Raw genomic sequence first — 14,050 nt, forward strand, 5'->3', positions numbered from 1 at the left:
TGCGACCACCGGGGCGGCGGTTTGCGATTCCATGACGCCTGCACCGGCCGGCCACGGCAGCCGGACCGCGGTGGCAGCATGTACGGCGATGGCGCTGCGACTGCTGGTGGTGGAGGACGACGACCACATCCGCACCGCGCTCCGCTGGGCGCTCGAGGACGAGGGCTACGACGTCGCCGAGGCGGGGTCGGGCGAGGAGGCGCTCCAGGCGGTCGCGGTGAGCCCGCCCGACCTGATGATCGTCGACCTCATGCTCGGCTCGATGGACGGTGTCGAGGTCATCCGCCAGGTCCGCCGCGGCCTCGACCTGCCGATCATCGTCGTCAGCGCCCGCGCCGACACCAGCGACATCGAGACCGCCCTCGACGCCGGCGCCGACGACTACGTGACCAAGCCGTTCGCGGTCAAGGAGATCAGCGCCCGGTTGCGCGCCCTGCGGCGACGCGTGGCGCCGGCTCCGGCGGCCGACCAGCCCGACGAGGTCGTGCTGGACCGGGACCCGGTGGCGCCGCTGGTGCTGCGCGAGGCCCGCGGCACGGTGCACCGCGGGGAGGAGCAGCTGCCGCTGACCGTCACCGAGTTCCGGCTCCTGTGCGAGCTGGCAGCCACCCCGGGGCGGGTGCTCAGCCGGCAGGCGCTGCTGGAGCGGGTCTGGCAGCACGGCTTCTTCGGCGACGAGCGCCTCGTCGACGTGCACGTGCGCCGGCTGCGCACGAAGGTGGAGCGCGACCCGAGCGCGCCGCGCGTCGTCGTGACGGTCCGGGGGCTGGGGTACCGGCTGGACCTCCAATGAGGCCGGGGATCCGCGGCCCGGACCTGCGGCGCAAGGGGCTGCGGGCCCGCATCGTGCTCGGCTACGCGGCCGGCACGCTGATCGTCTCGATCGTCCTGGTCAGCGTCACGTTCCTGCTCGCCCGCAGCTACCTCCTCGACCAGCGGGAGGCGTCGCTGACCCGCCAGGCGTTCGCCGACGCCAACGTGCTCGACAGCCGGCTCGCGACGGCGGGCACCGAGGCCGGCGACGTGCTCGAGGAGCTGGTGCCCTCCGGCGGTGCCGACGTCGTCCTGCGCAGCGGCGACTCCTGGTACTCCTCCAGCCTCGACATCGGGGCACGTGACGTGCCCGACGAGCTGCGCGACCTGGTCGCCGACGAGCCGGCCGCGAGCGTCGTCGTGGAGACGGCGGACGGGCCGCGGCTGATCGTCGGGCTCGCGCTGCCGAGCGCGGACGTCGAGTTCTACGAGGTGGCACCCCTCACCGAGCTGCGCCAGGTGCTCAGCACGCTGGCCGCCGTCCTCGGGGCCGGAGCGCTGGTCGCGACCGCGGCCGGGACGGCGTTCGGCGTCTGGGCCAGCCGGCGCGCGGTGCAGCCGCTCGAGCAGGTGGCCGGGGCGGCGACGCGCATCGCCGGCGGGGAGCTGACCGCGCGGCTGGCGGCGACCGACGACCCGGATCTCGTGGGCATCGTGGCCAGCTTCAACAGCATGGTCGACGCGCTGTCGGCCCGGATCGAGCGCGACACCCGATTCGTCGGTGACGTCAGCCACGAGCTGCGCAGCCCCCTCACCACGCTCGTCACCAGCGTCGAGGTGCTGGGTGGGCGACGGGAGGAGCTGTCGCCACGCGGGCGGGAGGCGCTGCGCCTCGTCGAGGGCGAGCTGGACCGCTTCCGCCGCACCCTCGACGACCTGCTGCAGCTCGCCCGGCTGGACGGCGCCGCCGCCGCCGACGCCCAGCCGGTGTGCATGGCCGCCCTGGTCCGCCAGGTGCTCGCCGACTCCGGGCGACCGGCGGACCTGCTGCGGACGACCGAGGCCGACACCACCGTGCGCGGCGACAAGACCAGCCTCGAGCGGGCGGTCACCAACCTGCTCGACAACGCCGACCGGCACGCCGAGGGCGCGAGCGCGGTCGCCGTCGAGCGGCGGGAGGCCGCCGTCGTCGTGATCGTCGACGACGCGGGCCCCGGGGTGAGCACGGCGGACCGGGAGCGGATCTTCGAGCGGTTCGCACGGGGGCCGCGGGCCGCCCGGCGGTCCCTCCCGGGTGCGGGTCTGGGCCTGGCGATCGTGGCGGAGACCGCGGCCCGGCACGGCGGGGCGGCCTGGTGCTCCGACGGTCCGGACGGCGGCGCGCGCTTCACCCTCTCCGTCCCGGCGGCGACCCCGTGAGGCGCCGGCTGCTCGTGCCCGCCCTGGCCCTGGCCCTGGCCGGCTGCGGGGTGCCCGCGGGTGGCACGCCGCGGGCGATCCCGTCGTCGGAGGTGCCGTACGGGCTGGCGGACCCCAGCCCGGCGCCGACGGCGCCGGGCACCGCCGTACCGCTCGAGACGCCGTCCCAGGTCTACTTCCTCAGCGCGCAGGACGTGCTCGTCGGCGTGCCGCGGGAGGTGGAGGGGGCCACGCTGCGCGACCGGCTGGCCGACCTGCTGGCGGCGCTGGAGACCGGGCCGAGCGATGCGGAGCGCAGGGAGCAGCTGTCCACGCTGCTGACCCCCGAGGCGCGGCTGTCCCTCACCGACCTCACCGACCACGTCGCGACCATCGACATCGCTCTGCCCGCGGGCGCGCCGTCCGGAGCCGCGAGCCGCCGGGCCGTGGCGCAGCTGGTGCTCACCGCGACCAGCCTGAGCGGCGTGGACGCGGTGTCGCTGACCATCGGCGGCGACCCGGTGGAGGCGCCGCTGCCGACGGGGGAGCTGACGTCGTCGATGCTGACCGCCTCCGACTACGCGGTCTTCCTCACAGCTCCGGCGACCCCGTCGGCCGCGCCCGCGGAGCCGCCGTCCGCGGTTCCGGCGCCGCCGTCCTGACGCTCACCCGGCCAGGATCTTCGCCTTCTGGGCGGCGAACTCCTCCTCGGTGAGGATCCCGGCGTCGCGCAGCTCGCCGAGCTTGCGCAGCTGCTCGACCATGTCGGTCTGCGGCGGCGCGGCCGGCGGGGGAGCCGCCGGGGCGGGGGCGCCGAACCCGGGAGTCATGTGGTGGACGTACTGCGACTGCCGCTCGACCGTCTTCTTCTGCCGCGCCTCGCTGATCAGCGGCGCGAGCAGGTCCATGACCGCGTAGGGCCCTTCCACGTTGTCGAGCACGACCTGGCCGGTCGTCGTCCCCTCGACGTTGCCGCTGAGGGTGAACATGTCGGCCTTCGCCCCGTAGGACGGGTCCTCCAGCACGAGGACGACGTCGCCGACGTCGTTGCCGCGCTGCCAGACGGCCTGGCGCACGTCCATGTCCTTGACCGCCCACAGCGGCACGCTCTCGGTGCGGGTGCCGAGCAGCCCGCTCTCGATCCAGACCCGGTCCCTGGTGATCCGGTAGCGGGCCTTCGAGACGCCGGCGGCGCTGGTGGCGGCGCTCTTGCTCTCGCCGAACCAGAGCGTGCTCGGGTCGTTCGCCCACTGCTCGGTGCGCCTGGCGTTCTGCTCGGCCAGCTTCTGCTTGCCCTGGTCGGCCATCGCCTTGCCCTGGTCGGCGACCTGCTTGAGGCGGTCCTTCCAGCTGAGCTTGCCGCCGGCCGCCGCCGTCGCGGGCGGGGGTCCGGGCGGCGGGGGGAAGGCGGCGGCCGGGGGCGGGAGCTCGGTCGTGAGCGGGTCCTGCCCCGTCGTCCCCTGGTCCGAGACGTGCTCGGTCCAGCTGCTGCCGTCCCAGTACCGGAGCTCGTGCATGCCGGTCGGGTCGGGCAGCCAGTTCGCGTCCGCCATCGCTGTCTCCTCCGTGGTCGTGTGCCGGCAGGAGGATGCCAGCGCCGAGCCGGATACGGGGGCTCCCGGGACGCGGGGCGGAGGCGCGGCTGCTCGCGGGACCGGTGATCACGATGTGATCACAGCCACGGGAACTCTTGACAGGAGATTGTAAGGACGGTGTCCTAACAAACATGACGGCGGTGCGCGAGAGCCAGCAGCAGCGGCGGCTCCTGCGTCCGACCAGCAAGGTCCTGCCCGAGCACGCCCGCGCGCACAACCGGTCGATGGTCCTGCAGCACCTGTTCCACTTCGGTCCGCACTCGCGGGCCGAGCTCGCCCGCGCCACCGGCCTCACCCGCGTGACGGTCTCCGACCTCGTCGGCGGGCTGCTGGCGGAGGGCCTGGTCACCGAGCTGGGCCTGCGCGCCGAGGGGAAGCCCGGCAAGCCCGGCACCCCGGTCGGCCTGCGCACCGACGCCTTCCAGATCGTGGCCGTCGACCTCGCCGACGACGAGCGCATGCACGGCGCCGTCCTCGACGTGAACGGGGAGGTGCGCGAACGGCGGTCCGAGGCGGTCCGCGGACGGCGCGGCCAGGAGGCCGTCGACGCGCTGCTCGCCCTCTGCCAGGAGCTGGTGGCCGCCGCCTCCTGCCCGGTGCTCGGCGTCGGTGTCGGGTCGCCCGGAGTCGTCGACCCCGAGGGCACCGTCGTCCAGGCGCCCAACCGCGACTGGTACGGCGTCCCCCTGGCCGCGGAGCTCGGGACGGCGCTCGGCCTGCCGGTCCACGTGGCCAACGACGCCAACACCGCCGCGCTGGGCGAGTTCACCTACGGCGGCGCCTCCGGCGGCGGGTTGCTCGTGCTCACGGTGGGGGAGGGCGTCGGGTCGGGCATCGTGCTCGACGGCGCCCTCGTCCAGGGCCACGAGCACGCGGCCGGGGAGCTGGGGCACGTCACCGCGGTCGACGAGCGCGACGACATCGACGGCGCCCCGCTCGGCCGCCCCCAGCCGTGCGCCTGCGGGCGCTCCGGCTGCCTCGAGACGGTGCTGTCGGTACCGGCGATGCGCCGCCGCGTCGAGGGGCTGGCCCCCGACGCGGCGGCTGCGGCCCTGGCGGCGGTCGGCCGGCGGCTGGGCATCGTGCTCGCGCCGGTGGTCAGCGCGCTCAACCTCTCCGAGGTCGTGGTCAGCGGCCCGAAGGAACTCCTCGACGGCCCTCTGCGGGAGGCGGCGCTGGCCGCGATCCGCGAGCGCACCATGCCGGTCATCAGCAGCGACCTGGACCTGCGGATGACCTCGCTCGGCGAGGACGGTGCCCTGTCCGGGGCCGCCGTGCTCGTGCTCTCCGGTCAGCTCGGGGTCACGTGACGACCCCGAGCCGACCAGTTGCAGGTCGGAAGACCCCCACGGCGGCGCTGTCCGGCACCGTCCGCGCCAGAGAAGGAAGACCGACATGAAGATGGTACGTACGGGCGGCGCGGCCGTCCTCGTCGCCACGATGCTCGCCGTCGCCGCGTGCGGCGGCGACGACGGTGGTTCGGGCGGGAGCGAGGGCGCCGAGCTCCGCCTGTGGCTCAACGGCACCGACACCCCGCAGGAGCTCCGCGACTACCTCGTGGAGACCTTCGAGGAGCAGAACGAGGGCGCGACCCTCGTGATCGAGGAGCAGGACTGGAACGGTCTCGTGCCGCGGCTCCAGACCGCCCTGACCTCGGACGAGCAGACCCCCGACCTCGTCGAGATCGGCAACACGCAGAGCCCGACGTTCACCTACGCCGGCGCCTTCAGCGACATCTCCGACCTCTACGAGGACCTCGGCGGCGACGACCTGCTCCCGGCCTTCGTCGACGCCGGGTCGGTCGACGGCACCGTGTACGCGCTGCCGTACTACTCCGGCGCCCGCGCGGTCTTCTACCGCAAGGACCTCTTCGAGGCCGCCGGCGTCCAGGTGCCGACGACCCTCGACCAGTTCACCGAGGCCGCCCGCACGCTGCAGGCGGCCAACCCCGCCGGGACGCCGAACTTCAGCGGCTTCTGGTTCCCCGGCCAGGACTGGTACAACGGCGTCGCCTGGCTGAACGCCTACGGCGGCGACCTCGCCGTCCAGGAGGGCGACGAGTGGGTCGGCGCCCTGTCGAGCCCCGAGTCGCAGGAGGGCCTGGCCAAGGTCCAGGAGCTGTTCGCGTCGGCGACCAGCGCCCCGCGCGACGCCGACTCGAACGAGCCGTGGGTCCCGTTCAACAACGGCGAGGCGGCCATGTTCTCCGCCCCGACCTGGGCCCGGTGGAGCATCGACCTGCCCGAGTGCAACAAGGGCGTCGACCCCGACGACGAGTCCGACGAGGCCACGGCGCTGCGGGGCGAGCAGCAGGCCTGCAACGAGGAGAAGACCGGCGTCTTCGCGCTCCCGGGCCTGGAGGAGGGCAGCGCCGCACCGGTGTTCGCCGGCGGCTCGAACATCGCCATCCCGGCCAAGTCGGGCAACCAGGAGCTCGCCCGCAACCTGCTGGAGATCATCTTCAGCGAGGAGTACCAGACGATGCTGGCCGAGAACGGCCTCATCCCGGGCAACACCGAGTACGCCGACTCCCTCGGTGACGACGTGTACGCCCAGGCCGCCCTCGCCGCCGCCGTCGACGCCGAGCTGACGCCGGCCGCGGAGAAGTGGGCCGACGTCGAGGGTGCCCGCATCCTGGAGGACTTCTTCCAGGAGATCGCCGGAGGAGCCGACCTCGCCACCGCGGCGGAGAAGGCCGACCAGCTGATCACCGACACGCTCGACTGACGGCGGTCCGGGGGTGCGGACGCAGCGTCCGCACCCCCGGCCTCGGTCGCCGTATCTCGAACACCGCACCCCGGAGCCCGTCGTGCCCGCTCCCCACTTCTCCCCGCCCGCCGCGGCGCCTCCCGCGCCGCCTCCCTCGCCCGTGGTCCCGGTCCCCGTCGACGCGACGGGGGCGGACGGCCCCCGTCGCCGGTCGTTGCGGTCGCGGCTCAACCCCTACCTGCTGCTGGTCCCGGCGCTGGTGCCGATCGGCGTGGCCCTGGGCTACCCCCTGGTCCGCCAGTTCTGGATCTCGTTCCAGGAGTACGGGCTGGCCCAGCAGTTCGGCCGGCCGGCCGAGTGGGTCGGGCTGCGCAACTACGTCGACCTGCTCTCCGACGGCTACGTGTGGGGCGTCATCGCCCGGTCGATCGCCTTCTGCCTGGTCAACGCCGCGCTCACCATGGTCATCGGCGTGGCGGTGGCGGTGCTCATGACCAAGGTCGGCCGCGCCGCGCGGATCACGCTCCAGGTGGGCCTGCTCCTGGCCTGGGGCACCCCCGTGCTGGCCACGATGACGGTCTGGCAGTGGCTGTTCGACTCCCAGTACGGCGTCGTCAACTGGCTGCTCGCCGAGCCGCTGGGCATGGACGGCATGCGGTACCACTCCTGGATCATCGAACCGCTGTCGTTCTACTTCGTGGCCACGGTGATCGTGGTCTGGATGAGCGTCCCGTTCGTGGTCTTCACCGTCTACGCGGGCCTGCTCCAGGTGCCCGCGGAGTGCGTCGAGGCAGCCCAGCTCGACGGCGCCACCGGGTGGCAGCGGTTCTGGCACCTGTCGGTGCCCCTGGTGAAGCCGGTCCTGTTCGTCGTCGCGCTGCTGCAGATCATCTGGGACCTGCGGGTGTTCACCCAGATCTACGTCCTGCAACGGGGCGGGGCGCCGACCCGCGACACCCACCTGCTGGGCACCTACATCTACTCGCTGTCCAAGGAGTTCTCGATGGCCGGCGCCATGGCCACGATCATGCTGGTCATCACGCTGGCCCTCACCGGCTTCTACATCCGCCGCATGCTGCGGGAGGAGGAGCTGTGACCGCGACGCGGGGGAGGCGGCCGGTCCGCTGGCTGCTGGGCACCCTGGCGGTCGTCCTCGCGCTCGTCTGGGTCTTCCCGATCTACTGGATGATCAGCAGCGCGTTCCTGCCCACCAACCGGCTGCGGACGGCGGAGCCGACCTTCTTCCCGACCGACGGGACGCTGGCCAATTTCCGGCGGGTGTTCGCCGATCCCGACTTCTACTCCTCGTTCAAGGTGTCGCTCGGCGTCACCGTTCTCACATTGGTCGTCGCGATCCTCTTCGCATTCGTCGCCGCGCTCGCCGTGAGCCGTTTCCGGTTCCGCGGCCGGAAATCGTTCGTGGTGACCATTCTCGTCGTCCAGATGATCCCCGCGGAAGGATTGTTCATCTCGCAGTACCGGATGCTCGACGACTGGAATCTCGTCAATTCCGTGCTGGGTCTGAGCATCGTCTACGTGGCCGCGGTCCTGCCCTTCACGATCTGGATGCTGCGCGGGTTCGTCGGGGGCATCCCCATCGAGCTCGAGGAGGCCGCGATGGTCGACGGGCTCTCGCGGACCGGTGCCTTCTTCCGCATCACCTTCCCGCTGCTGGCCCCCGGCCTGGTGGCCTCCGGCGTCTACGGGTTCCTGCAGGCGTGGAACGAGTACACGCTCGCGCTGGTGGTCATGACCGACCCGGGGGAGCGGACGCTGCCGCTCTGGCTGCAGGGGCTGGTCGAGGCCAACCGGGCCACCGACTGGGGTGTCGTCATGGCGGGGGCCACGCTGATCGCGGTACCGGTCATCGTCTTCTTCCTGTTCGTGCAGAAGCGGCTGTCCGCCGGGCTGGTCTCCGGGGCGGTGAAGGGGTGAGCGCCGACCACCGGGGCGCCTGCTCGGTCGGGCTGGACATCGGCGGCACGAAGGTGCTCGGGGTCCTCCTGGACGAGGAGGCCGCGGTGCGCGCCACCCTGCGCGTACCGACCCGCCAGGGGACCGAGGGCGTGCTGGGCGCGGCGTCGGAGGTCGTGGAGCGGCTGTGCGCCGCCGCCGGCGTCGACCCGGCCGAGCTCCTCGGGGTGGGCGCGGGCGTGCCGGGGCTGGTCGACCCGGCGACCGGCGAGGTCTCCTTCGCGGTGAACCTCGGCATCCACGACCGGGCCGTCGCTCTGGCGCCGCTGCTGGCCGACCGGTTCCCCGGGGTGCCGGTCACCGTGGAGAACGACCTGAACGTGGCCGCGGTGGGCGCGGCGCGCGTGCTCGGGCTGCGCGGTGACCTGGCCTTCCTGGCGCTCGGGACGGGCGTGGCCGCGGGCTTCCTCCTCGACGGCGGCCTGCGGCGCGGCTTCCGCGGCGGGGCCGGCGAGATCGGGCACCTGCCCTACGACCTGTCCGGTCCGGTCTGCCCGTGCGGACAGCGCGGGTGCCTCGAGCTCTACGGCTCGGGGTCGGCGCTGGACGCGGCGTGGCCCGCCCGCGACGGCCGGCCGGCAGCGGTGGAGGTGTTCGCCGCCGCGGCCGGGGGCTACCCCGACGCCGTCCGCGTCCGGGACTCGTTCGCCGACGCCGTCGCGGCCGCGGTGCGCCTGCTGGTGCTCACCGCCGACGTCGAGCACGTGGTGCTCGGCGGCGGGGTGGCCGAGGTCGGGGCGCCGCTGCTGGAGGCGGTCTGCTCCCGCCTGGACGAGCAGGCCGCCGGGTCGGCGTTCCTGCGCAGCCTGCGGATCGGGGAGCGGGTCCAGGTGGTCCCGCACGGCGTCCCGGTGGCTCCGATCGGTGCGGCGCTCGCCGCGCGGGAGGCGGTGGTCCCGGCGCCCGCGGTCCCGGCTCGCGTGTTCCCGGCTCCCGTGTTCCCCGTCCCGTGAGGGGGGCGCCGTGGAGGTCGTGATCCTCGGCTCGGCCGACGAGGTGGCCCGGCTGGCGGCCGACCGGATCGCCGCCCTGGTCCGCCGCCGCCCCGAGGCGGTGCTGGGTCTGGCCACCGGGTCCTCGCCGACCGGCATCTACGCCGAGCTGGCGCGGCGCACGGCCGCCGGCGAGCTGGACATGTCCGGCGTCCGGGGCTTCGCGCTGGACGAGTACGTGGGCATCCCGCCGGCCCACCCGGAGAGCTACGCGGCGGTGATCGCCCGCGAGGTCGTCGGCCCGCTGGGGATGTCGCCGGACCGCGTGCGGGTGCCCGACGGCCGGGCCGCCGACCTGGAGGCCGCGGCGGAGGAGTACGACCGGGCGATCGCCGCGGCCGGTGGCATCGACCTGCAGCTGCTCGGGATCGGCGCCAACGGGCACATCGGCTTCAACGAGCCGACGTCGTCGTTCGCCTCGCGCACCCGGATCAAGACCCTGGCCCCGCGCACGCGCGCGGACAACGCGCGGTTCTTCGCCTCGCCGGACGAGGTGCCGACGCACTGCCTCACCCAGGGCCTGGGCACGATCCTGGAGGCGCGCGAGCTGCTGCTGGTGGCGCAGGGGGAGGGCAAGGCCGAGGCGGTCGCGGCCGCCGTCGAGGGGCCGCTGACCAGCATGTGCCCGGGGTCGGCGCTGCAGCTGCACCGGCGGGCCGCCGTCGTCGTCGACGGGGCCGCGGCCTCGGCGCTCCGCCTCACCGACTACTACCGGCACACCTACGCCCACAAGCCGGGGTGGCAGCGCCCCTAGCGGACCCGCCGGCCCTCGGCCCAGACGGCGCGGACCTGCCAGTCCTCGTCGAGGAGGACGGCGTCGGCGGCGAAGCCGGGGCCCAGCCGCCCCAGGCGGTGCCCGAGCCGCAGGGCCGCCGCGGGGGTGGCGGTGACCGCGGTGACGGCCGCGACCGGGTCGAGGCGCAGCGTCGTGACCGCGGTGCGCAGCGCGGCGTCGAGGGTCAGGGTGGAGCCGGCGATGGTCGACGTCCCGGCGAGGACGGCGCGGCCGTCGCGCACGTCGACGTCGAGCCCGCCCAGGCGGTAGCGGCCGTCGGCGGCCCCGGCGGCGGCCATCGCGTCGGTCACCAGGGCGACCCGGCCGGGGGCGGCGGCGAACAGCAGGCCGACGACGTCGGGGTGCACGTGGCGGCCGTCAAGGATCACCTCGATCGTCACGCGGGGGTCGGCCACCGCGGCGAGCACGGGCCCGGGCGCGCGGGCGGTGATGCCGGGCATGGCGTTGAAGGCGTGGGTGAGCAGGCGGGCGCCGGCGTCGAAGGCCCGCGCGGTGAGCTCCGCGTCGGCCCCGGTGTGGCCCACCGCGACGGTGACGCCGGCGCCGGCCAGCAGCTCCACCGCCTCCAGCGCGCCGGGCAGCTCCGGCGCGATCGTGACCTGCCGCAGCGTGCCGCGGGCGGCCGCGAGCAGGCGCCGGACGTCGTCCTCCGCGGGTGCGCGCAGGTGCCGCGGGTCGTGCGCCCCGCAGCGCTGCGGCGACAGGAACGGGCCCTCCAGGTGCGAGCCGAGCACCCCGGTGAGGCCGGCGACCGCGGCGAGGGACTCCTCGAGCGCGTCCAGGGGGTTCGCCACCAGGCTGACCACGCTGCGGGTGGTGCCGTGCCGGCGGTGGACCTCGAGCGCGGCGGTGATGCTCTCGGCGCCGTCGTCGAAGGCGTATCCCCCGCCCCCGTGCGCGTGCAGGTCGACGAAGCCGGGGGTCAGCCACGCGCCCTCGACCACCTCGTCGGCGGGCGGGGGCGCGCCGCTGCCGGTCGCGGCGACGGTGCCGCCGTCCAGGAGGGCCCAGCCCCCGTCGACGGCGCCGTCTGCGTCGACCCGGCGGGCGCCCCGCAGCAGCGTGGTCACGCCCGGCCGCCGAGCAGCTCCGCGACCGCGCGGGTGTTCGCAGCACCCGCCCCGTGCGCGGTCACGACCGGGCCCGGGACCAGATCGGCGTCGTCGGGCATGCCGAGGGCGACGACCACGGCGTCCGGGCGCCGGGCCACCAGCCGCTGCAGCCACTCGCGCTGCCACGGGGCGCGGTAGGCGTCGCGCACGGCGACCACCACGGGCAGCCCGTCGGCTCCCGCCAGCGCCTCCTCGACCGACGGCGTCCCGTCGTGCACGGCGACGGCGCCGGCCAGCAGCCCGTGCGCCGCCAGCGGCTCGGCCAGGCTCCACCTGGCCTGGCCGACGGCCATGTTCGCCTCCCCGCGCAGCTCCACGACCAGTGCCGGACCGGGCAGCCGGCCGGCCTCGCGGGTCCGTGTCGCGCGCCGGGCCGCGGCCGCACCCACCTCGCGGTCGACGGCGGACTGCTCCGCGGCCGGCGACGCCGCCAGCCGGTGCCGCAGCGCGGTCACCCGTCCCGCCGCCTCGCGCAGGCGGGCCTCGGGCAGCCGGCCGTCGCGCACGTGCTCCGCGACGGTGCGGCGCACGGCGGCGCAGTCCTCCTCGCCGTCCTCGGCGCCCAGCAGCAGCAGGTCCGCCCCGGCCGCCAGGGCCAGGGCCGCGGCACCGGGGATGCCGTGCGCCGCGCGGACGCCGGCCATGTCGAGGGCGTCGGTGACGACGACGCCCTCGAAGCCGAGCTCGCCCCGGAGGAGGTCGACCAGCAGCCGCCGGCTGAGCGTGGCCGGCCGGTCGTCGAGGGCGGTGAAGACGACGTGCGAGGTCATCACCAGGTCGGCGCCGGCGGCCACGGCGGCGGCGAAGGGCGGCAGCTCGCGCCGGCGGAAGGTCTCCTCGTCGGCGTCGATGACCGGCAGACCGAGGTGGGAGTCGACGGTGGTCGCCCCGTGCCCGGGGAAGTGCTTGGCGGTCGCGGCGACCCCGACCGAGCGGAGCCCGCGCACGTACGCGGCCCCGTGCCGGGCCACCAGGGCCGGGTCGGCCCCGAACGAGCGCACCCCGATGACCGGGTTCCGGGGGTCGCTGTTGACGTCGACCGACGGGGCGAAGTCGACGTTCACGCCCGCCCGCCGCAGGTCGTGCCCGATCGCGGCGGCGACCGCGGTGGTGACCGCCTCGTCGTCCACCACGCCCAGCGCGAGGTTGCCCGGGTAGCTGCTGCCCACCAGGTACTCGAGCCGGGTGACGTCCCCGCCCTCCTCGTCGATGCCGATCAGGGCGTCCGCGCGGACCGCCCGGAGCGCGTCGGAGACGGCCCGTACGCGGTCGGGGGCGGAACCCGCGCCCACGAGGTTCTGCCCGTAGAGGCAGACGCCCGCCAGGCCCTCGTCGAGGGCGCCGGCGACCCACCCGGGAACGGCCGGTCCGGCGAATCCGGGCATCAGGCAGGCGTTGACGAGGTGGTCCAGTTCCGACATGTCCCTCTGCTTCTCCCGCGACCGGATGTGCCGACGACACTAGTCGAGCCGAACCATTTCCCGCGCCCTTTCCACAGGGTCGGGCCGCACCATTCGACCGGTCGGGCGGAATTGCCGTCCGGGGCCACCCCGGACCCTTTCCGCGGACCCTGCGGAGCGGTATCTTCCGATCGCCCGGGAGCGCACTTCCGCCCCGGATCCACGAATTGCCCGGAGGGCCCGATGGCGACCGTCACCTACGACCGCGCGACCTGCGTCTACGCCGGGGCCGAGCGCACCGCGGTCGACGCCCTCGAGCTCACCGTCGAGGACGGCGAGTTCCTCGTCCTCGTCGGCCCGTCCGGCTGCGGCAAGTCCACGTCGCTGCGGATGCTCGCCGGGCTGGAGGAGGTGCGGGGCGGCCGGGTGCTCATCGGCGACCGCGATGTCACCGACCTGCCGCCCAAGGACCGGGACATCGCGATGGTGTTCCAGAACTACGCGCTCTACCCGCACATGACCGTCGGCGACAACATGGGCTTCGCCCTCAAGATCGCCGGCGTGCCGAAGCAGGAGATCCGCGACCGGGTGCGGGAGGCGGCCGCGCTGCTCGACCTCGAGGAGTACCTCGACCGCAAGCCCAAGGCGCTCTCGGGCGGGCAGCGGCAGCGGGTGGCGATGGGCCGGGCCATCGTGCGCCAGCCGCAGGTCTTCCTCATGGACGAGCCGCTGTCCAACCTCGACGCCAAGCTGCGGGTGCAGACCCGCCGGCAGATCGCCCAGCTGCAGCGGCGCCTGGGCGTCACCACCGTCTACGTCACCCACGACCAGGTCGAGGCGATGACGATGGGCGACCGGGTGGCCGTGCTCAAGGACGGGCTGCTCATGCAGGTCGGCACGCCGCGGGAGCTCTACGACCGCCCCCGCAACGCCTTCGTCGCCGGCTTCATCGGCTCGCCCGCGATGAACCTCTTCCAGCTGCCGGTGACCGACGGCGGCGTCGCCTTCGGCAGCGAGGTGCACCCGGTGGACCGCGCCGTCCTCGAACGGGCCGGTGTCGCGGAGGTGACGCTCGGCGTCCGTCCCGAGGACCTCGACGTCGCGGCCGGCGGCCTGCCCGTCGAGATCGACGTCGTGGAGGAGCTCGGTGCCGACGCCTACGCCTACGGCCGGACGACGGTCGGCGGCGTCGCGCAGGCGGTCACCGTGCGCGTCGACTCGCGGCGGCCGCCGCTGAAGGGCGACGTGCTGACGGTGGCGCCGCGGCCGGGCCACGTGCACCTGTTCGGCGCGGACGGGGAGCGGCTCGGCGGCTGACCGC

Annotated in this window: 13 protein-coding genes; 10 read left to right on the forward strand and 3 right to left on the reverse strand. The window is 74.7% G+C overall.

What is annotated here, in order from left to right; translation table 11 throughout:
• Positions 1–88: 88 nt before the first annotated feature.
• From DCS98_RS00705 to DCS98_RS00715, 3 genes are read left to right on the forward strand one after another with little or no spacing between them, the layout of a single operon-like run.
• Positions 89–793 (forward strand): response regulator transcription factor, encoded by a 705-nt coding sequence (locus DCS98_RS00705; RefSeq protein ID WP_116449440.1) that lies wholly within the window; start codon positions 89–91, stop codon positions 791–793.
• On the forward strand, positions 790–2,172 hold the full coding sequence (locus DCS98_RS00710) for a sensor histidine kinase (RefSeq protein ID WP_164704308.1): 1,383 nt from the start codon (positions 790–792) through the stop codon (positions 2,170–2,172). Before DCS98_RS00705 ends, DCS98_RS00710 begins: the two co-directional genes overlap by 4 nt.
• Positions 2,169–2,813, forward strand: a complete 645-nt coding sequence (locus DCS98_RS00715) for a GerMN domain-containing protein (RefSeq protein WP_164704309.1) — start codon at positions 2,169–2,171, stop codon at positions 2,811–2,813. The genes DCS98_RS00710 and DCS98_RS00715 overlap by 4 nt, the downstream gene beginning before the upstream one ends.
• A gap of 3 nt (positions 2,814–2,816) precedes the next feature.
• On the opposite strand, the gene DCS98_RS00720 is transcribed toward DCS98_RS00715, so the two are convergent.
• A complete protein-coding gene (locus DCS98_RS00720) occupies positions 2,817–3,704 on the reverse strand; it encodes a PH domain-containing protein (RefSeq protein WP_116449441.1) in 888 nt (295 codons plus the stop codon).
• A gap of 173 nt (positions 3,705–3,877) precedes the next feature.
• Between DCS98_RS00720 and DCS98_RS00725 the strand changes: the two genes are divergently transcribed.
• The 6 genes from DCS98_RS00725 (at position 3,878) to nagB (ending at position 10,175) form a co-directional block, all read left to right on the forward strand.
• Complete coding sequence (locus tag DCS98_RS00725; RefSeq protein WP_116449442.1) at positions 3,878–5,056, forward strand: ROK family transcriptional regulator; 1,179 nt, start codon at positions 3,878–3,880, stop codon at positions 5,054–5,056.
• A gap of 85 nt (positions 5,057–5,141) precedes the next feature.
• On the forward strand, positions 5,142–6,473 hold the full coding sequence (locus DCS98_RS00730; protein ID WP_116449443.1) for an extracellular solute-binding protein: 1,332 nt from the start codon (positions 5,142–5,144) through the stop codon (positions 6,471–6,473).
• Positions 6,474–6,555: 82 nt separating this feature from the next.
• Positions 6,556–7,551, forward strand: a complete 996-nt coding sequence (locus DCS98_RS00735) for a carbohydrate ABC transporter permease (RefSeq protein ID WP_206340040.1) — start codon at positions 6,556–6,558, stop codon at positions 7,549–7,551.
• Positions 7,548–8,390, forward strand: a complete 843-nt coding sequence (locus DCS98_RS00740) for a carbohydrate ABC transporter permease (RefSeq protein WP_116449444.1) — start codon at positions 7,548–7,550, stop codon at positions 8,388–8,390. The genes DCS98_RS00735 and DCS98_RS00740 overlap by 4 nt, the downstream gene beginning before the upstream one ends.
• Complete coding sequence (locus DCS98_RS00745; RefSeq protein WP_116449445.1) at positions 8,387–9,382, forward strand: ROK family protein; 996 nt, start codon at positions 8,387–8,389, stop codon at positions 9,380–9,382. The genes DCS98_RS00740 and DCS98_RS00745 overlap by 4 nt, the downstream gene beginning before the upstream one ends.
• 10 nt (positions 9,383–9,392) lie before the next feature.
• Entirely contained in the window at positions 9,393–10,175 is a 783-nt protein-coding gene (gene nagB / locus DCS98_RS00750) for a glucosamine-6-phosphate deaminase (RefSeq protein WP_116449446.1), read from the forward strand.
• On the opposite strand, the gene DCS98_RS00755 is transcribed toward nagB, so the two are convergent.
• Positions 10,172–11,287 carry an N-acetylglucosamine-6-phosphate deacetylase gene (locus tag DCS98_RS00755; protein WP_116449447.1) on the reverse strand — a complete coding sequence of 372 codons (1,116 nt, stop codon included), beginning with the start codon at positions 11,285–11,287 and terminating at the stop codon, positions 10,172–10,174. The two genes, nagB and DCS98_RS00755, sit on opposite strands and share 4 nt — an antisense overlap.
• Positions 11,284–12,750, reverse strand: a complete 1,467-nt coding sequence (locus DCS98_RS00760; RefSeq protein WP_116449448.1) for a glycoside hydrolase family 3 N-terminal domain-containing protein — start codon at positions 12,748–12,750, stop codon at positions 11,284–11,286. The genes DCS98_RS00755 and DCS98_RS00760 overlap by 4 nt, the downstream gene beginning before the upstream one ends.
• Positions 12,751–12,972: 222 nt before the next feature.
• Here DCS98_RS00760 and DCS98_RS00765 point away from each other — a divergent pair, with 222 nt between their 5' ends.
• Entirely contained in the window at positions 12,973–14,046 is a 1,074-nt protein-coding gene (locus tag DCS98_RS00765) for an ABC transporter ATP-binding protein (RefSeq protein WP_116449449.1), read from the forward strand.
• Positions 14,047–14,050: the final 4 nt, after the last annotated feature.

This window comes from Blastococcus litoris, assembly GCF_003075095.1.
GTDB classification, from domain to species: domain Bacteria; phylum Actinomycetota; class Actinomycetes; order Mycobacteriales; family Geodermatophilaceae; genus Blastococcus_B; species Blastococcus_B litoris.

Bases quoted from the DNA above. Each gene is read 5' to 3' on its own strand.
- DCS98_RS00705 (WP_116449440.1), top strand. From the start codon at position 89: ATGGCGCTGCGACTGCTGGTGGTGGAGGACGACGACCACATCCGCACC.
- DCS98_RS00710 (WP_164704308.1), top strand. From the start codon at position 790: ATGAGGCCGGGGATCCGCGGCCCGGACCTGCGGCGCAAGGGGCTGCGG.
- DCS98_RS00720 (WP_116449441.1), bottom strand. From the start codon at position 3,704: ATGGCGGACGCGAACTGGCTGCCCGACCCGACCGGCATGCACGAGCTC.
- DCS98_RS00725 (WP_116449442.1), top strand. From the start codon at position 3,878: ATGACGGCGGTGCGCGAGAGCCAGCAGCAGCGGCGGCTCCTGCGTCCG.
- DCS98_RS00730 (WP_116449443.1), top strand. From the start codon at position 5,142: ATGAAGATGGTACGTACGGGCGGCGCGGCCGTCCTCGTCGCCACGATG.
- DCS98_RS00760 (WP_116449448.1), bottom strand. From the start codon at position 12,750: ATGTCGGAACTGGACCACCTCGTCAACGCCTGCCTGATGCCCGGATTC.
- DCS98_RS00765 (WP_116449449.1), top strand. From the start codon at position 12,973: ATGGCGACCGTCACCTACGACCGCGCGACCTGCGTCTACGCCGGGGCC.